At 58.7% G+C, this 18,789-nt stretch carries 17 protein-coding genes; 16 read left to right on the forward strand and 1 reads right to left on the reverse strand.

Annotated elements, in window-relative coordinates; all coding sequences use genetic code 11:
• Positions 1-19: 19 nt before the first annotated feature.
• The 7 genes from PSTU_RS0105250 to PSTU_RS0105280 all read left to right on the forward strand — a co-directional run bounded on the left by PSTU_RS0105250 (position 20) and on the right by PSTU_RS0105280 (position 8,209).
• Positions 20-1,054 (forward strand): polysaccharide biosynthesis protein, encoded by a 1,035-nt coding sequence (locus tag PSTU_RS0105250; protein ID WP_019339992.1) that lies wholly within the window; start codon positions 20-22, stop codon positions 1,052-1,054.
• Between the two features lie 3 nt (positions 1,055-1,057).
• Positions 1,058-2,176 (forward strand): UDP-2-acetamido-2,6-beta-L-arabino-hexul-4-ose reductase, encoded by a 1,119-nt coding sequence (gene wbjC / locus PSTU_RS0105255; RefSeq protein WP_019339993.1) that lies wholly within the window; start codon positions 1,058-1,060, stop codon positions 2,174-2,176.
• Between the two features lie 19 nt (positions 2,177-2,195).
• Positions 2,196-3,326, forward strand: a complete 1,131-nt coding sequence (wecB, locus tag PSTU_RS0105260; protein WP_029404622.1) for a non-hydrolyzing UDP-N-acetylglucosamine 2-epimerase — start codon at positions 2,196-2,198, stop codon at positions 3,324-3,326.
• Positions 3,326-4,495: a hypothetical protein gene (locus tag PSTU_RS0105265; protein ID WP_019339995.1), complete on the forward strand. Its 1,170-nt coding sequence runs from the start codon at positions 3,326-3,328 to the stop codon at positions 4,493-4,495. Before wecB ends, PSTU_RS0105265 begins: the two co-directional genes overlap by 1 nt.
• 2 nt (positions 4,496-4,497) lie before the next feature.
• Positions 4,498-5,436, forward strand: a complete 939-nt coding sequence (locus PSTU_RS20475; RefSeq protein ID WP_036992691.1) for a UDP-glucose 4-epimerase family protein — start codon at positions 4,498-4,500, stop codon at positions 5,434-5,436.
• A gap of 18 nt (positions 5,437-5,454) precedes the next feature.
• Entirely contained in the window at positions 5,455-6,003 is a 549-nt protein-coding gene (locus tag PSTU_RS0105275) for a sugar transferase (protein WP_019339997.1), read from the forward strand.
• 202 nt (positions 6,004-6,205) lie between these two features.
• A complete protein-coding gene (locus PSTU_RS0105280; RefSeq protein ID WP_085990176.1) occupies positions 6,206-8,209 on the forward strand; it encodes a polysaccharide biosynthesis protein in 2,004 nt (667 codons plus the stop codon).
• A 136-nt stretch (positions 8,210-8,345) separates the two neighbouring features.
• Here PSTU_RS0105280 and PSTU_RS0105285 read toward each other — a convergent pair whose 3' ends face one another.
• A complete protein-coding gene (locus PSTU_RS0105285; RefSeq protein ID WP_019339999.1) occupies positions 8,346-9,071 on the reverse strand; it encodes an RsiV family protein in 726 nt (241 codons plus the stop codon).
• Between the two features lie 231 nt (positions 9,072-9,302).
• Here PSTU_RS0105285 and PSTU_RS0105290 point away from each other — a divergent pair, with 231 nt between their 5' ends.
• The 9 genes from PSTU_RS0105290 to PSTU_RS0105330 all read left to right on the forward strand — a co-directional run bounded on the left by PSTU_RS0105290 (position 9,303) and on the right by PSTU_RS0105330 (position 18,705).
• Complete coding sequence (locus tag PSTU_RS0105290) at positions 9,303-9,920, forward strand: NUDIX domain-containing protein (protein ID WP_019340000.1); 618 nt, start codon at positions 9,303-9,305, stop codon at positions 9,918-9,920.
• On the forward strand, positions 9,917-10,363 hold the full coding sequence (locus PSTU_RS0105295) for a DUF1249 domain-containing protein (RefSeq protein WP_019340001.1): 447 nt from the start codon (positions 9,917-9,919) through the stop codon (positions 10,361-10,363). Before PSTU_RS0105290 ends, PSTU_RS0105295 begins: the two co-directional genes overlap by 4 nt.
• Positions 10,364-10,516: 153 nt before the next feature.
• Complete coding sequence (cpdA, locus tag PSTU_RS0105300; protein ID WP_019340002.1) at positions 10,517-11,332, forward strand: 3',5'-cyclic-AMP phosphodiesterase; 816 nt, start codon at positions 10,517-10,519, stop codon at positions 11,330-11,332.
• Positions 11,333-11,518: 186 nt separating this feature from the next.
• Positions 11,519-12,136 (forward strand): YqiA/YcfP family alpha/beta fold hydrolase, encoded by a 618-nt coding sequence (locus tag PSTU_RS0105305; RefSeq protein WP_019340003.1) that lies wholly within the window; start codon positions 11,519-11,521, stop codon positions 12,134-12,136.
• Positions 12,137-12,154: 18 nt separating this feature from the next.
• Positions 12,155-14,041 carry a DNA topoisomerase IV subunit B gene (parE, locus tag PSTU_RS0105310; protein WP_019340004.1) on the forward strand — a complete coding sequence of 629 codons (1,887 nt, stop codon included), beginning with the start codon at positions 12,155-12,157 and terminating at the stop codon, positions 14,039-14,041.
• A complete protein-coding gene (locus PSTU_RS0105315) occupies positions 14,038-15,021 on the forward strand; it encodes an esterase-like activity of phytase family protein (protein WP_019340005.1) in 984 nt (327 codons plus the stop codon). Before parE ends, PSTU_RS0105315 begins: the two co-directional genes overlap by 4 nt.
• Positions 15,018-15,545 carry a TIGR02281 family clan AA aspartic protease gene (locus PSTU_RS0105320; protein ID WP_019340006.1) on the forward strand — a complete coding sequence of 176 codons (528 nt, stop codon included), beginning with the start codon at positions 15,018-15,020 and terminating at the stop codon, positions 15,543-15,545. Before PSTU_RS0105315 ends, PSTU_RS0105320 begins: the two co-directional genes overlap by 4 nt.
• The gene (gene parC / locus PSTU_RS0105325) at positions 15,542-17,791 is read left to right on the forward strand and encodes a DNA topoisomerase IV subunit A (RefSeq protein WP_019340007.1); all 2,250 of its coding nucleotides are present in this window, start codon (positions 15,542-15,544) and stop codon (positions 17,789-17,791) included. Before PSTU_RS0105320 ends, parC begins: the two co-directional genes overlap by 4 nt.
• A 218-nt stretch (positions 17,792-18,009) precedes the next feature.
• Positions 18,010-18,705 (forward strand): membrane integrity-associated transporter subunit PqiC, encoded by a 696-nt coding sequence (locus PSTU_RS0105330; protein WP_019340008.1) that lies wholly within the window; start codon positions 18,010-18,012, stop codon positions 18,703-18,705.
• Positions 18,706-18,789: the final 84 nt, after the last annotated feature.

Consider the following 18,789-nt stretch of genomic DNA (forward strand, 5'->3'; position numbering starts at 1 on the left):
TATTTATAGGGCTTGCTTGATGTTTAAGAACAAAATTCTTCTCATTAGCGGTGGAACCGGCTCCTTCGGCAACGCCGTGCTCAAGCGCTTTCTTGATACCGATATTACCGAAATCCGCATTTTCAGCCGTGACGAGAAAAAGCAGGATGACATGCGTAAACGCTACGCCAACTCCAAGCTAAAGTTTTATATTGGTGATGTGCGCGATTACCAGAGCGTGTTGAACGCCACGCGAGGGGTGGACTACATCTTCCATGCTGCGGCGTTGAAGCAGGTCCCGTCCTGCGAGTTCCATCCTATGGAGGCGGTTAAAACCAATGTGCTTGGCACCGAGAACGTTTTGGAGGCTGCAATCCAGAATGAAGTGAACCGGGTGGTTTGTCTTAGTACGGATAAGGCCGTTTACCCGATCAATGCCATGGGTATTTCCAAGGCAATGATGGAAAAGGTCATGGTCGCCAAGTCGCGAAATGTTGATGAGAGCAAAACGGTAATTTGCGGCACGCGATACGGGAACGTGATGGCTTCGCGTGGTTCGGTAATCCCTTTGTTTATCGAGCAGATTCGTGCTGGCAAGCCGCTGTCGATCACCGACCCGAATATGACCCGTTTCATGATGACCTTGGCCGATGCGGTCGATCTGGTGCTCTATGCCTTCGAGCACGGTAATAGCGGCGACCTGTTCGTACAGAAAGCGCCGGCTGCAACCGTAGAAACCTTGGCGCTGGCGCTGACCGATCTGGTTGGAAAGCCCGACCATCCAATCCAGGTGATTGGTACCCGCCATGGTGAAAAGCTGTATGAAGCGTTGCTCAGTCGCGAGGAAATGGCTTGCGCTGAGGATATGGGAAAGTACTTCCGCGTACCGCCGGATCTGCGCGACCTCAATTACGCGAAGTTCGTGGAGCAGGGCGAAACGAAAATTTCCCGCACCGAAGACTACAATTCGCACAATACCGAGCGATTGGATGTAGTGGGAATGCAGCAGCTGCTGCTGAAGCTTGATTTCATGCGCGCTATCCAGCGCGGTGAGCACGCAACGCCCGAGGAGTGAAGAATGAAGGTTCTGATTACTGGGGCTAATGGCTTTGTCGGCCAGAATCTCATCGCACACTTGGCCGAGCGCGTCGACATTGAGGTGCTACGTTTTACCCGTGAGGATTCGCTGGAAAACCTGCCTTGCCTGGTTGCTCAGGTGGAATGCATCTTTCATCTCGCCGGCGTCAATCGCCCACAAGACCCGCAGGAATTTCATACCGGCAATACCGATTTGACCCGTACGCTGTGCGAAGCCATCAAATCCTCTGGCCGGCAGATCCCGGTGATTTACACCTCTTCCAGCCAGGCGGAGCTGGATAACCTCTATGGCAGCAGCAAGCGGGGCGCTGAGCAGGCGTTACTGGAGCTGCAGTCCACCCAGGGCTCTCCGGTTCATCTGTTTCGCCTGCCTAATGTCTTCGGAAAATGGGCACGACCAAATTACAACTCGGCAGTGGCGACCTTCTGTCATAACATCGCGCGTGATATGCCAATCCAGATCAATGATTCCGCCGCGCGTATCAATCTCGTCTACATCGATGATGTGATCAGTCAGTTCGTTGCGATCATGGATGGCAAGTTGGCCGGGAAGCCTTTCGTCGGTGTTGAACCGCAATACAGCATTTCGGTTGGCGAGCTGGCCGAGCAGTTGTATGCCTTCCGTGATAGCCGCAAGTCCATGCTCACCGAGCCTGTAGGTGGCGGTTTGATCAGAGCGTTGTATTCCACTTATCTGAGCTACCTGCCACCCGAGCGCTTCACCTACAAGGTGCCCAGGTATGGTGATCCACGCGGCGTCTTCGTGGAAATGCTCAAAACCAGAGATTCGGGGCAGTTCTCCTTTTTTACGGCTCATCCCGGTATTACTCGTGGTGGGCATTACCATCATTCCAAGACGGAAAAATTCCTGGTCATCAAGGGCAAGGCCTGTTTCCGTTTTCGGCATATCCTGACTGGTCAGTTCTACGAACTGTTCACCACCGGAGAGCGGTCGGAAATCGTCGAAACTGTCCCGGGTTGGACGCATGACATCACCAACGTAGGCGAGGACGAGATGATCGTGATGCTGTGGGCTAACGAAATCTTCGATCGTGAACACCCCGATACCTATGCTCGGCCAGTCGGCACCGAAGCCTGAGTACGAACAGGAAACCGCAATGAAGAAGCTGAGAGTCGTAACCGTAGTAGGTACTCGCCCCGAAATCATTCGCCTGTCGAGGGTGATGGCCAAGCTGGATGAATACTGTGAGCATGTGCTGGTGCATACCGGCCAGAACTACGATTACGAACTGAACGAAATCTTTTTCCAGGATCTGGGCATTCGCAAGCCGGATCATTTCCTCAATGCTGCCGGTGCCAGCGGTGCGGAAACCATCGGTAATGTGATCATCGCTGTGGACCGCGTGCTTGCTGAAGTACAGCCCGAAGCGCTTCTGGTACTGGGTGATACGAACAGTTGTATGGCTGTGATCCCGGCCAAGCGCCGCAAGATTCCCACCTTCCATATGGAAGCGGGGAACCGTTGCTTCGACATGCGCGTGCCGGAAGAGATCAATCGCCGCATCGTTGATCACACGGCCGATATCAACCTGACCTACAGCACCATTGCCCGCGATTATCTGCTACGCGAAGGGTTGTCCCCGGACATGGTGATCAAGACCGGCAGCCCGATGTTCGAGGTGCTCAATTATTACCGCGAGGGTATCGAGGCTTCCGATGTGCTGGAACGGCTCGGCCTTGAGGCCGGCAAGTTTTTCGTGGTCAGTGCACACCGTGAAGAGAATGTCGACTCCGACAAAAACTTCCTCAAGCTGGTTGAGGTGCTGAATACCGTCGCTGCGCACTATGGCTTCCCGGTAATCGTCTCTACTCATCCGCGCACCCAGAAGCGCGTGGATGCAATGGGCGCGCAGTTCCACGCCAATGTTCGCCTGCTCAAGCCGCTGGGCTTCAAGGACTACAACAAGCTGCAACTCACTGCTAAGGCAGTGTTGTCTGATAGCGGCACGATCAACGAAGAGTCTTCAATCCTAAACTTCCCTGCGTTGAATATCCGCGAAGCGCATGAACGCCCGGAAGGCATGGAGGAGGCCGCGGCGATGATGGTCGGTCTTGAGAGGGAACGTGTGTTGCAAGGGCTCCAGGTTCTCGAAAGCCAAGGACGTAATGCAGAGCGTAGCTTGCGCTTGGTGGCGGATTACAGCATGCCGAATGTATCGGACAAGGTAGTGCGTATTATCCACAGCTATCGGGATTATGTGATGCGCACGGTTTGGAAGCGGTATTGATGTCTAGAAGACTGGACCTGGTTATTATCAATCGAAGCTTCTGGCCGATTTATCCCGTGATTGGTGAGGCCCTGATGCGTTTCGCCGAGCAGCACGCCCAGATGCAGTCTGTTGGCGTAATTCTTCAGGACCACGCCGATATTAAGAAACACCTTGCGTGTGAGCAACGCGGGGACAAGGTTGGCTTTTATCCCTGCCGTGCTTTTTCTGTCTCTGGCAGTAGTATTGTGCGACGTGCCGCCGACGCGGTGTTTTTTATGTTGTGGGTGTTCGCAGTTCTGCTGATAAAGCGCCCCAAGAAAGTGTATGTGTCTACTGACCCGCCGGTTCTGGTGCCCTTCATCGTGATGGTGTACAGCAGGGTTTTTCGGGCGCGGTATGTGTATCACCTGCAGGACATTCACCCCGAAGCGGCTAATGTTGTTTTTCCTGTACGGCCAGCAATTTATCGTTTTTTGCGCTGGCTCGATACAATTACGATGCGAAACGCCAATCTTCTGATCACAATTACTGAGGAAATGGCCACGGAAATTAAGGAGCGATCCGGCACGCTGTCTCCTGTTCAAATTTTGTCGAACCCTTCCGTATCCTTCGACGAGGTAGTGCTGCCTGAAAAAAAACGACTCGGATTCGCCTTCTGTGGGAATGCTGGGCGTTTGCAGCGGATACCTTTATTGATTCAGGCTATTGAGCAGTATTGTGCGGGTGGGGGGAAATTACCCTTTGTTTTTGCTGGTGCTGGCGTGTTCTCTGAGAATTTAAAGGAGCTTGCAGCCAAGCATGGCAACGTCACCTACTTCGGGTTCATTTCGGCACTCGAAGCAGCTCAGTTGAATGCTGACTATCAATGGGCTCTCCTACCAATTGAAGATGAGGTGACTCGCTTTGCCTTCCCTAGTAAGTCATCTTCCTACGTTTTCTCAGGAGCTTTGGTTGCAGCTATCTGTGGAACGGGAACCAGTGTTGCCAAGTGGGTTTTGGAAAACAAGTTGGGGGTAGTCCTCGATCCCACGGCTGACAGACTCTGCCAGTTTTTCCTTGCTGTTGAAAGTGGAGACTTGTCTCCTGAGTCTTTCGATACTGACCGTGAAAAGCTCAAAGAACATCTGGGGTTTGATGTTTTTGTTGAGCGCTTGAGCCAACTGGTGATAAGTGAGCGGAGTATTTGAGGATGACAAAAATAGTGCTAACTGGAGCTAACGGATTCGTTGGCTCTGCCTTGAGAGCTGAACTGGCATCTGACTCTGGTATTCATCTAGTAACTGCGGTACGCAGGGAGAGGACACGTCCTGACTGCGTTTCTGTAGGCAATATTGATGGGAGCACGGACTTTTCTGAAGCTCTAGCAGGCGTCGAAGTCGTCATTCATGCAGCTGCCCGTGCCCATATCATGCGTGATGAGGTGAATGATCCCCTTGCCGAATACCGTAAGGTTAATGTTGAGGGCACGTTGAACTTGGCACGCCAGTCAGTTGCCGCCGGAGTTCGGCGTTTTGTATTTCTGAGTTCGATTAAAGTCAACGGTGAGGCGACCGCCCCGGGAAATTCATTTCACGCCGATGACGTGCTGTCGCCAGAGGATGCCTATGGTGTTTCGAAGTTGGAGGCTGAGCAGGGATTAATACTGTTGGCCGCTGAAACTGGCATGGAGATGGTCATTATTCGGCCGCCATTGGTGTACGGTCCCGGCGTAAAGGGCAATTTTGCCAGCATGATCAAGCTGATCGATAAAGGTGTCCCGCTTCCCCTTGGGGCCATCCATAACAAGCGTTCCCTAGTAGGGATCGGCAATTTGGTCGACCTGATTATCCGCTGCATTGATCATCCCGCTGCTGCCAATCAGGTGTTCCTCGCAGGAGATGGTGCGGATTTGTCGACAACAGAGCTGTTGCGTGGGGTAGGCAGGGCAATTGGTAAGCCTGCCAGGCTGATTCCTGTTCCTGCCGGGATGCTCCAGCTCGGCGCTACTCTGTTGGGTAAAAAGGCTATGGCCCAGCGATTGCTGGGCTCGCTGCAAGTAGATATCAGCAAGACGTGCGGGTTATTGGACTGGGAGCCGCCCTATACGGTGGAAGAGGGTCTGCGGCGTTGCTTTGAGCCCTCCAATTGACTGTTTGTAGGTGACGGTGTGATTCGTGTTTTCGATTTTGTATTCGCGCTTCTAGGCTTGCTTTTCGGCTTCCCCGTACTGGCGGCGCTGACGCTTATTGGATTGTTCGATACGGGCTCGCCGATTTTCCGGCAGGTGCGGGTTGGCCGTGATCAAAAGCCTTTTACCTTGGTCAAGTTCCGTACGATGAAGCTGGATACCGTATCGGTTGCCACTCATCTGGCCAGCAGTGCATCCATTACCCGTTTTGGTCACTTCCTGCGCAAGACCAAGCTGGATGAGCTACCGCAGCTGTGGAATGTGCTTAAGGGCGAAATGAGCTTGGTTGGGCCGCGTCCGGGCTTGTTCAATCAAGAAGAGTTAACGGCTGAGCGCGCCAAGCGCGGCGTATTCGATGTTCGACCTGGAGTTACTGGGTTGGCGCAGGTGAACGAGATCGATATGTCCACACCAGCCTTATTAGCGGAAACGGACCAGAAGATGATCCAGAGCCTTACAGTAGCGGATTATTTCAAATACATCTTTATGACGGTGGGTGGTAGAGGAACAGGTGACAGGGTTCGCTGACGTCGCTGTGCTTCTGTTGAGCTTATTGTTATCTGGCGGAAGTCGCTTCGGTTGCCGTGTAGGATTCAGCTTTTGCCAGCAACCCAGCTCTTACAAAGGATTATATAGACTTTCTATAGGCAGGCTGTGGTCGCGAATAGGCCTGTGTTTTCATACGAACGCGCGGTAAGGTTGATTGAATTGAGGTTTTCCTGTGTTGAGACTGGCTGAAAAACTGCGTTCCTGCCTGGTAAGGCTGCCTCGCCGACAGAAGCGTGTCGTACAGGTGGCCACGGATGTGCTGCTAGTCTGGGTTGCACTCTGGCTGGCTTTTTTCGTTCGTCTAGGGGAATCCGATTTTGTTGAGCCGCTTGGGGGACATGCCTGGCTGTTCGGCATAGCACCGCTGGTTTCGATCCCCTTCTTCATCCGCTTCGGCATGTACCGTGCGGTAATGCGATACTTTGGCAATGATGCGCTGATTGCGATCGCAAAGGCCGTGACGCTCTCGGCGCTGCTTCTTTCGTTGGCGGTCTACTGGCGCACCGATGCGCCCAAGCTGATTCCACGTTCAATGGTATTCAATTATTGGTGGCTGAGCCTGTTTTTGATCGGCGGTTTGCGCTTGGTAATGCGCCAGTACTTTATGGGTGATTGGTTTTCTGCGGATTCACCCACCAGGTTCAAGGGCGGCGACGCGGGGTTGCCAAAGGTCGCAGTCTACGGAGCGGGTGCTGCCGGCAATCAGCTGATAGCGGCATTGCGCCTGGGCCGGGGGATGCGCCCGGTCGCATTCATTGATGATGATTCCAACCTATTCAACCGGAGCATCGCCGGGCTGCGGGTGTATTCGCCCAAGCATATCCAGCAGATGATCGATGAGACGGGCTGCAACGAGATTCTTTTGGCGATCCCTTCGGCCTCTCGTGCGCGCCGGCGTGAGGTGCTGGAGACGCTGGAGCCCTATCCGTTGCATGTGCGCAGCGTGCCGGGCTTTATGGATCTGGCCAGCGGGCGAGTGAAAGTTGAGGACATTCAGGAAGTGGATATCGCGGACCTGCTTGGACGCGATGCCGTACCGCCGCAGCAGGCGCTGTTCGAGAAATGTATTCTCGGCAAGGTGGTGATGGTGACTGGCGCAGGCGGCTCGATTGGCTCGGAGCTGTGCCGGCAGATTCTCTCGAACAAGCCCAAGGCGTTGCTGTTGTTCGAGCATAGCGAGTTCAATCTCTACAGCATTCACATCGAACTGGAGCGGACGATTGAGCGAGCTTCCTTGCCGATCAAATTGGTGCCGATTCTGGGTTCCATCCGCAATCCTGACCGTCTGTTGGATGTAATGCGCACCTGGCAGGTCGAGACGATCTATCACGCGGCCGCTTACAAGCATGTGCCCATGGTGGAGCACAACGTTGCTGAAGGTGTGCTGAATAATGTGTTGGGCACCATGAACACGGCCCAGGCCGCCGTGCAGGCTGGTGTGGCCAACTTCGTACTGATCTCCACCGACAAGGCAGTGCGGCCTACCAACGTAATGGGCAGTACCAAGCGGGTGGCCGAGATGATCTTGCAGGCGCTGAGCCGCGAGACGGCGCCCGTGCTGTTCAATGCGGACGGGGCGGTGCACCACGTTAACAAGACTCGGTTCACCATGGTCCGTTTCGGCAATGTGTTGGGTTCGTCCGGGTCGGTCATTCCCCGCTTTTATCAGCAGATTCGTAGCGGTGGCCCGGTGACGGTGACTCACCCAAAGATCACTCGTTATTTCATGACCATTCCCGAAGCGGCACAGCTGGTGATCCAGGCGGGCTCGATGGGGCAGGGGGGTGATGTCTTCGTATTGGATATGGGCAAGCCGGTAAAGATCGCTGAGCTGGCAGAGAAGCTGATCCACCTGTCTGGCTTGAGCGTGCGTTCGGAGATGTGCCCGCACGGGGACATCGCCATCGAATTCACCGGCTTGCGTCCGGGCGAGAAGCTGTATGAAGAGTTGCTGATTGGCGACAACGTGAGCCCGACCGAGCACCCGATGATCATGCGGGCTGATGAGGAGTATTTCACTTGGGATGTGCTGCGGGGTGTGCTGGCGAACCTGCTCAAGGCTGTTGAGCAGGATAATTATCCGCAGGTTCGGGTGCTGCTGCGCGAGGTGGTGAGCGGGTATGTGCCTGAGGGCGAGATTGTTGATTTAATTTATCAGCAGCGGAGGGCTGGGCCTGCCGAGTAGGGGTCTTTGCCATTGCCCACTGGTGCGTAGGCGATGCGATCATGGTCTTGAGTGGGAGGGTGCGCGACGTTGACCGCCCGGCTTTGCCAAGCGGGCAGGTATTCAGCCGGCAGCTTCAGGCCAGGTTGACCACTGGCTACAGATACGCCGGCTGAAGTATGCCCTCGAGTTCCTCGTAGGGCATTTCCAGAGTCGGATGCCCGCTAGAGTAGGGCGCGATGCTATAAGCGTCGTATTTGAGGAGCACCTTGTCGCGTAGCAGCGCCACGTTGGCGGTCTGCTGGAAGGGCCAGTGCCGTATGAATTCGGCATCGTGCCCGTTCGCGACCAGCCAGCGCTGGTGCGCCTTTGCCGCGGCACGCCAGAAGGCGCCTTCCTTGCCAGGCAGCAGCACATCGGCGAGCTTCAACTCCAGGTCTTGCTCGCGGTCGTAGTTAATGAATCCGCGGCCGGGCATGCCATGGGCGCCGCCGGTATAGAGATAGCTGGAAAGCTCCACCACCAGCAGCGAATCATGTTGATCGATCAGTTTGGCCTGCAGATAGCTGCTCCAGCCGGGTCTCGCATCGTGTAGGAAGCTCTGCTGATAGGCTTCGAGCGAGGTTGGCAGGCCGGCGTCCGGCGTGTTGATGGTCATCTGCCGCAGGCGCCGGTCGATCAGTGCGTTTAGCCCCGCCTCGCCCGCAAACATCTGGGTATCGACGTTTACCAATGGGCAGCTGTCGTCCGTCTCGGGGCAATTGGCGGCGCGCTGCTCGCTGACGATCTGACGAGGCTCTATGGGCCGATCGCCGCCGAGATGGGCGCAGCCGGCCATAAGAAGTGCCAGTGCCGAGAGGGCGATGGTTTTGCGGACAGGCATCAACGGATGGAACTCCCCTATGGACGTTTCGGTGCGGATTCGAGTCTATTGCAGGCGCGAAGTTCGAGGCTGCCCGCCTCGATAAATTTCATCATGCGAGTGGTCTGCAAAGGGCTGCGCCTGAGCAAACGGCGCGCTAGGATGGCAGCAGAGAGACCGCTCACGCCGTGACGGTTGCAGCCTTTTTCAGCGCCGGCAGGTGCTGGAACAAACCGATTATGTGAGTAGTTCATGAACGATATTTTCCAAGCCGGCGCCGACGATGTCGAGATCATCAGCCGCGAGCGCTGCTTCAGCGGGTTCTACAATCTTGACCGCTTCCGCCTTCGCCACCGCCTGTTCCGAGGCGGCATGGGTGCCGAGATCGAGCGCGAATTGTTTGTTCGTCACGATGCCGTCTGCGTGCTTCCGTATGATCCCCAGCGCGACGAGGTCGTGTTGATCGAGCAGTTTCGTGTTGGTGCCATGGCGCATGGCGATAACCCATGGCTGGTGGAAACGGTGGCCGGTCTGATCGATAAGGACGAGCAGCCTGAAGAGGTGGCGCGCCGGGAGTCGATCGAAGAAGCAGGCCTTGAGCTCGGCGAACTCTGGCCGGTGTCTGTTTACTATCCATCCCCGGGCGGCAGCACCGAGCGCATCCATCTCTACGTAGGGCGCTGCAGCAGTGTCGGCGCTGGCGGCGTGTTCGGGCTGGAAGAGGAGGGTGAGGATATCCGTGCATCTGTGTGGTCTTTTGAAGATGCATTGGAGGCGCTGCGTGACGGCCGGATCGATAATGCGGCTACGATCATCGCCCTGCAGTGGCTGGCCTTGAACCGCAGCGAGATCAGGGAGGCATGGATATGAGGCGAACCCGCGAACGATACCGCGTCGACCTGCTGGAGTTGCAGGCAGCATGCGAGGCGAACTACCTGCGTCTGATGCGCTTGCTGCCCGGAATGCGCAATCATCCGGATACGCGTCGCATCGCCATGAGCCAGGGCGACCGGCTGCTCGGCGTGCTGGCGCTGACGGTGACCGAGAGCTGCCCCTACACCACCACCGTCCAGATCAGTCAGCAGGACTGTCTGCCTTGGTTGCCGGCGCCGCAAATGGACGTACGGGTCTATCATGATGCGCGTATGGCTGAAGTGATCGGGGCGGAGAATGCCCGGCGTTTCCGCGGAATTTACAGCTATCCCAACGCGCAAATGCATCAGCCTGACGAGAAGAATCAGCTCAACCTGTTCCTCGGGGAATGGCTCGGTCACTGCCTGGCGTGCGGCCATGAGCTTGAGTTTGTGCTTTAAGTAGAGCAACGCACGCCTGAGGCGGTGCTGGCGTTGTGCTATGCATTGAAGTGCTCCCAAGCGGTTCTGTGATGGATGCCCGCATCGCGCGGTTTACCCCTGCAACGCCCAACGACCATAATTCTTCTGCGATTTCGCCAAAGGAGACGGGTCTTGGCTGCTGCGCCCTTCACTGATGAAAAAGACTCGGTCTTGCTGGTGCAACTGACCGACAGCCACCTGTTCGCCGAACCAGGCGGCAAGCTGTTGGGCATGGATACGGCCGAGAGTCTGCAGCGTGTGGTCGATCTGGTTCTCGACGAGCAGCCGCGTATCGACCTGATGCTGGCGACAGGCGATCTATCCCAAGACGGCTCCCTTGCTTCCTATAAGCGATTTCGTCAGTTGTCCGAGCGTATCGACGCCCCGGTGCGCTGGTGTCCAGGCAACCATGACGAGTTGGCCCCGATGCAAGAGGCGACCCGTGGCAGCGACATGATGAACCCTGTGCTGGATATCGGTAATTGGCGTGTCGTGATGCTTGACACCCTGGTTCCGGGATCGGTATTCGGCCTGCTTCGGCAGGAGCAGCTCGAACTGTTGGACGAGGCTTTGAGTGAAGCGCCGGAGCGGCATTATCTGGTTTGTTTGCATCATCACCCGGTAACCATCGGTAGTCGCTGGATGGATGGCATCGGACTGCATAATCGCGATGAGCTGTTCAGCGTCATCAATCGTCATCCGGGCGTGAAAGCCCTGCTTTGGGGGCATATTCATCAGGAGTTCGATGAGTCGCGAGATGGCGTGCGGTTGCTGGCAACACCTTCTACCGGTGTGCAGTTCACGCCCGGCAGCGAGGCGTTCGACGTGGACAAGCGGGCTCCAGGCTATCGCTGGTTGCGGCTTTACGCTGATGGCGTACTGGAAACCGGCGTCTCGCGGGTAGTAGGCGTCGATTTCGAGATCGACTACAGCGTCAAAGGGTATTGAGCGCTGCGGTAGCCGTAAGAGCGGGCCATGCCCGCGAAGGCTTTCTGCTTCTGGATATGGTCCTGATTCGCAGGCATGGCCAGCTCCTACGATCAGTTCCTGCAGTCAGTTCAGCGGAGAGCGTGCTTGCCGGAGGCCGCGGCTGCCTAGTAGCCTTCCCATCCTTTGTCAGTCCAGCGAATCAGCATGACCCGCGAACAGCCCACCATTCTTTATATGCATGGCCTCAACAGTTCACCGTTGTCGCGGAAAGCCAGCCAGCTGACGGCGGCGCTGAGTCGCCTGAATCTGACGGCCTCGCTGCAGGTCCCGGCGCTGCATCATCATCCGCGTCAGGCTATTGCGCAGCTCGAGACGGCGATTGCGGAGCTGGGCCGCCCGCTGCTGGTCGGCAGCTCCCTTGGCGGCTACTATGCGACGCACCTTGCCGAGCGCCATGGTCTCAAGGCCCTGCTTATAAATCCGGCCGTCGCACCACACCGCCGTTTCGACGGTTATCTGGGGCCGCAGACCAACCTCTACACGGGCGAAGTGTGGCAGCTCACTGAAGACCACGTGACCGCGCTGGCCGAGCTGGAGACGCCCGCACCCGAGGATGCCGAGCGCTATCAGGTCTGGCTGCAGACTGCGGACGAGACACTGGACTACCGCCAGGCAGCGGATTTCTATCAGGGTTGTGCGCTGCGCATCCAGGCCGGCGGTGATCATGGCTTTCAGGGCTTTGCCGAGCGCCTTCCCGCGCTGCTGGCGTTCGCCGGTTTTGATCCGGCGCGCTTCGTCGAACTCGACTTCACCGATATATAAGGACATCACGAGCCGCTCATGTCGTACACCGCAGAAGCCATTGAAGTCCTCTCCGGCCTTGATCCGGTGCGCAAGCGTCCGGGGATGTACACCGATACCTCGCGGCCCAATCACCTGGCCCAGGAAGTCATCGACAACAGCGTCGATGAGGCTCTGGCGGGTCATGCCAGCTCGGTCCAGGTCATCCTGCATCAGGATAATTCCCTTCAGGTGATCGACGATGGTCGCGGCATGCCGGTGGACATCCATCCGGAGGAGGGGGTTTCAGGCGTCGAGCTGATCCTCACCAAGCTGCACGCCGGTGGCAAATTCTCCAACAAGAACTACCAGTTCTCCGGCGGCCTCCATGGCGTAGGTATTTCGGTGGTCAACGCACTGTCGACGCGGGTCGAGGTGACGGTCAAGCGGGACGCAAACGAATACCGCATGGCCTTTACCGACGGCTACAAGGCCAGCGAGCTGGACATCATTGGCACGGTCGGCAAGCGCAATACCGGGACCAGCGTGCACTTTTGGGCCGATCCGAAGTACTTCGATAGCCCGAAATTCTCGATCAGTCGACTCAAGCATGTGCTCAAGGCGAAAGCCGTGCTTTGTCCGGGGTTGAATGTCAGTTTCGAGGACAAGAACACCGGGGAAAAAACCGAATGGCACTATGAAGACGGCCTGCGCTCGTATCTGGTCGACGCCGTCAGCGAGTTCGCGCGGTTACCGGACGAGCCCTTCTGCGGCAGCTTGGCCGGCAGCAAGGAGGCGGTTGACTGGGCCCTGCTGTGGCTACCGGAAGGCGGTGACAGTGTTCAGGAAAGCTACGTCAACCTGATCCCCACTGCGCAAGGCGGCACCCACGTCAACGGCCTGCGCCAGGGGCTGCTGGATGCCATGCGCGAGTTTTGCGAGTTCCGCAGCCTGTTGCCGCGCGGCGTCAAGCTGGCGCCTGAGGACGTCTGGGAGCGGATCGCCTTTGTCCTCTCGACAAAGATGCAGGAACCACAGTTCTCCGGTCAAACCAAGGAACGTCTGTCTTCGCGGGAAGCCGCCGCGTTTGTCTCCGGCGTGGTCAAGGATGCCTTCAGCCTCTGGCTCAACGCCCATCCGGAATTGGGCTTGCAACTGGCCGAACTGGCCATCAGCAACGCCGGACGACGGCTCAAGGCAAGCAAGAAGGTCGAGCGCAAGCGTGTCACCCAGGGCCCGGCGCTGCCCGGCAAGCTGGCCGACTGCGCTGGGCAGGATCCGGCGCGCTCCGAGCTTTTTCTGGTCGAGGGTGATTCCGCCGGCGGTTCCGCCAAGCAGGCCCGCGACAAGGAGTTTCAGGCAATCATGCCGTTGCGCGGTAAGATCCTGAATACCTGGGAAGTCGACGGCGGCGAGGTGCTGGCCAGTCAGGAGGTGCACGATATCGCTGTGGCCATCGGCGTAGACCCCGGCGCAGCGGACATTTCCCAGCTGCGCTACGGCAAGATTTGCATCCTCGCTGACGCTGACTCGGATGGTCTGCACATCGCAACTCTGCTCTGCGCATTGTTCGTTCGTCATTTCCGGCCGCTGGTGGATGCCGGTCATGTGTATGTGGCCATGCCGCCGCTGTACCGCATCGACTTGGGCAAGGACATCTTTTATGCGCTCGACGAAGCCGAGCGTGACGGTATTCTCGATCGCCTGCTGGCGGAGAAGCGCCGTGGCAAGCCGCAGGTCACGCGCTTCAAGGGGTTGGGTGAGATGAATCCGCCTCAGCTGCGCGAAACCACCATGGACCCGAACACACGCCGGCTCGTGCAGTTGACCCTGGATGACTTCGACGGCACGCGGGAAATCATGGACATGCTGTTGGCCAAGAAGCGCGCCGGCGATCGCAAGAGCTGGCTGGAGTCCAAGGGCAACCTCGCGGAGGTGCTACTTTGAACCTTCGTTGGGTGGCGCTGCTGGCCGTGCTGGTTGTGCCTTTCTCGTCGGCAGCGGCTGCGCCCGAACTGACCATGCTCAGCGAGCATCCCGTCGAAGGGGTCGCCGCGGGTAATTTGTCCGGGGTGGCCTGGTGCGGTGATGCGCTCTGGGCGGTATCGGACCGAGAGGACAATGTCCTGTACCGCCTGGATGCCAGCGATACCGTCTGGCAGGCCGAGGTTGAGCGCTTCGAGTTGCCGCCGGTGCCGAATACCGGGTTGTCCTGGGGTGTGCGTATGCGCTCCGCGTTCACCGGCATGCTGCGCGGTGGTGAGATGGATTTCGAAGGCCTGAGCTGCGACAGCCTGGGCAATCGTTACCTGGTCAGTGAAGCGCATGCCGCTGTGCTGCGGGTGAATCCAGCGGGCACTGCTGAGTGGCTCAATTTGCCGGGTGCGGTGGTGCGTCAGGCGCGGGCCAGCGGGATGCTGCTCAAGTTCAACGCCATGTTCGAAGGCGTGGCGGTCGATCCGGGCGCTGATCGTCTGTGGCTGGCGGCAGAGCACAGTCGCCGCGGGCTGATGGTGACCCATCGTAACCAGAACAGCTGGCGCTGTACCGGCGGCTGTGTGTTGCTGGTAGGCGGCGGGCGCGACTCTACGCCCCCCGAGATGGGCGGCGACACCCAGCCGCGGCGTTTTTCTGCGCTCACCTTTCATAATGAGAAACTGTTTACGCTCGAACCGGTGACTCATCAGGTTTGTCGGCGGAACCCGGAGAATGGCAACCGCGAGGCCTGCTGGTCCTATGCGAACACGGCGATGGCTGAGTCACGCCGTTACGACACCCCATTCGGCAATGCCGAAGCCCTCTGGGTTGACGCAGAAGGCGCCTGGATCGGGCTCGACAACAATGAGCTTACGCGTGCCGACGGCGAGAAGCGTCCCGTCGTCTGGCGCTTTGCTGCGCCCAAGGGCGGCTGGGGTGCCAAGCAGTGAGTCAGCCTGCCGGGCGTCGCGCCGGGCGCATCATGCTGGTCCTGGCCTGGGGGGCTGGGTTGCTGCTGGCCACGCGGTTTTTTTCGGAATGGGAGCAGAGCCGTTTTAATCCCAATCGCGAACCGGTGTCGGTCATCCAGGGCGAGCAGATAGCGGTGCACCTGGACAGCAACCCACAGGGGCATTTCGTGGCCGATGGCCAGATCAATGGCAAGACAGTGACCTTTCTGCTGGACACCGGCGCCACCGATGTCGCGATTCCCGCCGAGCTGGGCGATCGCCTCGGCCTGCCTCGCGGCGCTCCGGTGATGCTGCACACCGCTAACGGGCAAACCACCGGTTACCGCACCGTGCTGGACAGCCTTGCTCTTGGCGACATTCTGCTGCACGACGTACGTGCCATCGTGGCGCCCGGCTTCGGCGGTGAGCAGATCCTGCTCGGCATGAGTGCCCTGAAACAACTCGAATTCACCCAGCGCGCCGGCACTCTGGTGCTGCGCCAACACGCCACGGATCGACCATGAGCGAAACTATCGACCTGAGCCTGGACGGCGTAGAGCGGCGCTCGCTCGCCGACTTCACCGAGCAGGCTTACCTGAATTACTCGATGTACGTGATCATGGATCGCGCACTGCCGCATATCGGCGACGGGCTCAAGCCTGTGCAGCGGCGCATCATCTATGCGATGAGCGAGCTGGGGCTGAACGCCGATTCGAAGCACAAGAAGTCGGCGCGGACGGTGGGTGACGTGCTCGGCAAGTTCCACCCTCACGGTGATTCGGCCTGCTACGAAGCCATGGTGCTGATGGCCCAGCCATTCAGCTATCGCTACACCTTGGTCGACGGTCAGGGTAACTGGGGCGCGCCGGACGATCCCAAGTCCTTTGCTGCCATGCGTTACACCGAAGCACGACTGTCGCGCTACTCCGAGGTCTTATTGTCCGAGCTGGGGCAGGGGACTGTGGAGTGGGTGCCGAACTTCGACGGTACCCTCGACGAACCGGCGACACTGCCGGCGCGTCTGCCCAACCTGCTGCTCAACGGCACCACTGGCATAGCCGTGGGCATGGCCACCGACGTGCCGCCGCACAATCTGCGCGAAGTCGCTGCCGCCTGCGTGCGCCTGCTCGACGAGCCCGATACGACTGTTGAACAGCTCTGCGAGCATGTGCAAGGCCCGGACTATCCGACCGAGGCGGAGATCGTCACGCCCCGTGCCGATCTGTTGAAGATTTACGAAACCGGCCGAGGTTCGGTGCGGATGCGTGCGGTATATCGCGTCGAGGACGGCGATATCGTGGTTACCTCGCTGCCACATCAGGTGTCCGGTTCCAAGGTGCTGGAGCAGATCGCCGCGCAGATGCAGGCGAAGAAGCTGCCGATGGTGGCCGATCTGCGTGACGAGTCGGATCACGAAAATCCTTGCCGGATCGTCATCATCCCGCGCTCCAACCGGGTAGCTGCCGACGAATTGATGCAGCACCTGTTCGCTACCACCGAGCTGGAGTCGAGCTACCGGGTCAATACCAACGTCATCGGCCTGGATGGCCGACCGCAGGTGAAGAACCTCAGGGTGCTGCTCAGCGAGTGGCTGACCTACCGCATCGGTACCGTCCGCCGACGCCTGCAGTTCCGTCTGGACAAGGTAGAACGGCGCCTGCATCTGTTGGAAGGTTTGCTGGTTGCCTTTCTCAACCTCGACGAGGTGATCCATATCATCCGTACCGAGGATCAGCCCAAGCCTGTGTTGATGGCGCGTTTCGAGCTCTCCGAGCTGCAGGCCGATTACATCCTCGACACCCGCTTGCGCCAGTTGGCGCGGCTGGAAGAAATGAAGATTCGCGGTGAGCAGGACGAGCTGGCCAAGGAGCGCGATAAGTTGCTGGCGTTGCTCGGCAGCGAAGCCAAGCTGAAGAAGCTGGTGCGCAAGGAGCTGATCGCCGACGCCGAGACCTACGGCGACGACCGCCGCTCGCCGATCGTGGCGCGCGCCGAAGCCCGCGCGCTTTCGGAAAACGAGTTGTTGCCTTCCGAACCAGTCACCGTGGTGATTTCCGAGAAGGGCTGGGCGCGCTGCGCCAAGGGCCACGACATCGACGCCACCGGGCTGTCCTACAAGGCTGGCGACGGTTTCAGAGCGGCCGCTGCAGGGCGCTCCAATCAGTACGCCGTGTTCATCGATTCGACCGGGCGCAGCTATTCGCTGGCAGCCCATTCGCTGCCCTCGGCCCGGGGTCAGGGCGAGCCGCTCACCGGACGCCTGGCGCCACCTCCGGGCGCCGGTTTCGAGTGCGTCCTGCTGCCCGATGACGACTCGCTGTATGTCATCGCCTCCGACGCCGGCTACGGTTTCGTGGTCAAGGGTGAAGACCTGCAGGCGAAGAACAAGGCGGGCAAAGCATTGCTGTCGTTGCCGGCCGGTGCGCGAGTCGTCGCGCCACGGCCGCTGAAAAGCCGCGACCAGGACTGGCTGGCGGCCGTTACGACCGAGGGGCGTTTGCTGGTATTCCCGATCCGCGACTTGCCGCAGCTGGGCAAGGGCAAAGGCAACAAGATCATCGGCATTCCGGGTGACCGGGTTGCCAGCCGTGAGGAGTATCTGACGGATCTCGCCGTGCTGCCGGAAGGAGCGACGCTGGTCTTGCAGGCCGGCAAGCGAACCCTTTCGCTGAAGAGCGATGATCTGGAACACTACAAGGGCGAGCGCGGGCGGCGTGGCAACAAGCTGCCACGCGGCTTCCAGCGAGTGGATGCGCTGCTGGTCGAGTAAGCCACTGAATCGGAGACGGCTTAGAGGCTGGCTTCTGATGGAGGTTTCGCGGAAGATAGCCGCCTTTCGATTTTCCGATTTGCGACGCGGCGGCTGCAATCGCCGGCTGCGTCGCCGGCTAAAAAACAATCAGCGCGGTGGTTAGCGGTAAGTGACGGCTGCGGTGCGAACAGCTAGCCGCCTTGCGATTTCGCCCCAGCCCCGGTGCAAAGGTAGAGATGAACGTGCGACGCTTCACAACTTTTTTGCTACTTGCCTGTGCCGGCCTGGCCGGCTGTGTCACCCAACCCGTGCCGATGTATCGCCTCGACAACGGCAATGTGGAGATGCCAGCGCAAGCGGAAGATGGCGCTGCGGTCCTGTTGGGGCCGGTGAAGTTGGCCGATTATCTGCAGCACGACGCCTTGCTGCAGCGGCTTCCGGATGGGAGCCTCGCCGCTGATGACCAGCAGGCGCGCTGGGCGGGAAATCTGCAAGGCGACGTCAACCAGTTGCTGTTACGCCAACTGGCTTCACGTTTGAAGACCCAGAGCCTGGAGCTGAGCCCGGGCAGCAAGGGCTTCGACCCCGACATTCGTATCGAGCTTGAAATCACCCGCCTGGATTCTGGTCCGCAGCATCCGGCAGTGCTGGAAGCGCAGTGGCGCTTGCTGGACGGGCAGGGTAAACGGCAGAGCAGTCGTCTGGTTCGGTTGCAGGAGGAGCATCAGGGCAGCACAACCGATCAGGTGCGGGCGCAAAGCCTGCTTCTGCAGCGGCTTAGCGAAATGATGGCGAGCGCCGTAAAGCCGATAATGGTAGCCAAGACGCGCACCAGGCGCAGCGTCAGTAAAGCGCCGAGCAAACCGGAGGCGCCCCCGGCAATCCCCGCGGCAGAACCGATCAGAACCGACCTGGAAGTGTTTCGCTTCTAAGGGCGTTATGCCTGGATGAAAGAGCTTTCGCGGCCATCAGCCGCTCCTACCATGTCGGGATCAAGCCCGCGAAGCCAAAGGTGC

This window comes from Stutzerimonas stutzeri SDM-LAC, assembly GCF_000235745.1.
Lineage (GTDB): Bacteria > Pseudomonadota > Gammaproteobacteria > Pseudomonadales > Pseudomonadaceae > Stutzerimonas > Stutzerimonas stutzeri_H.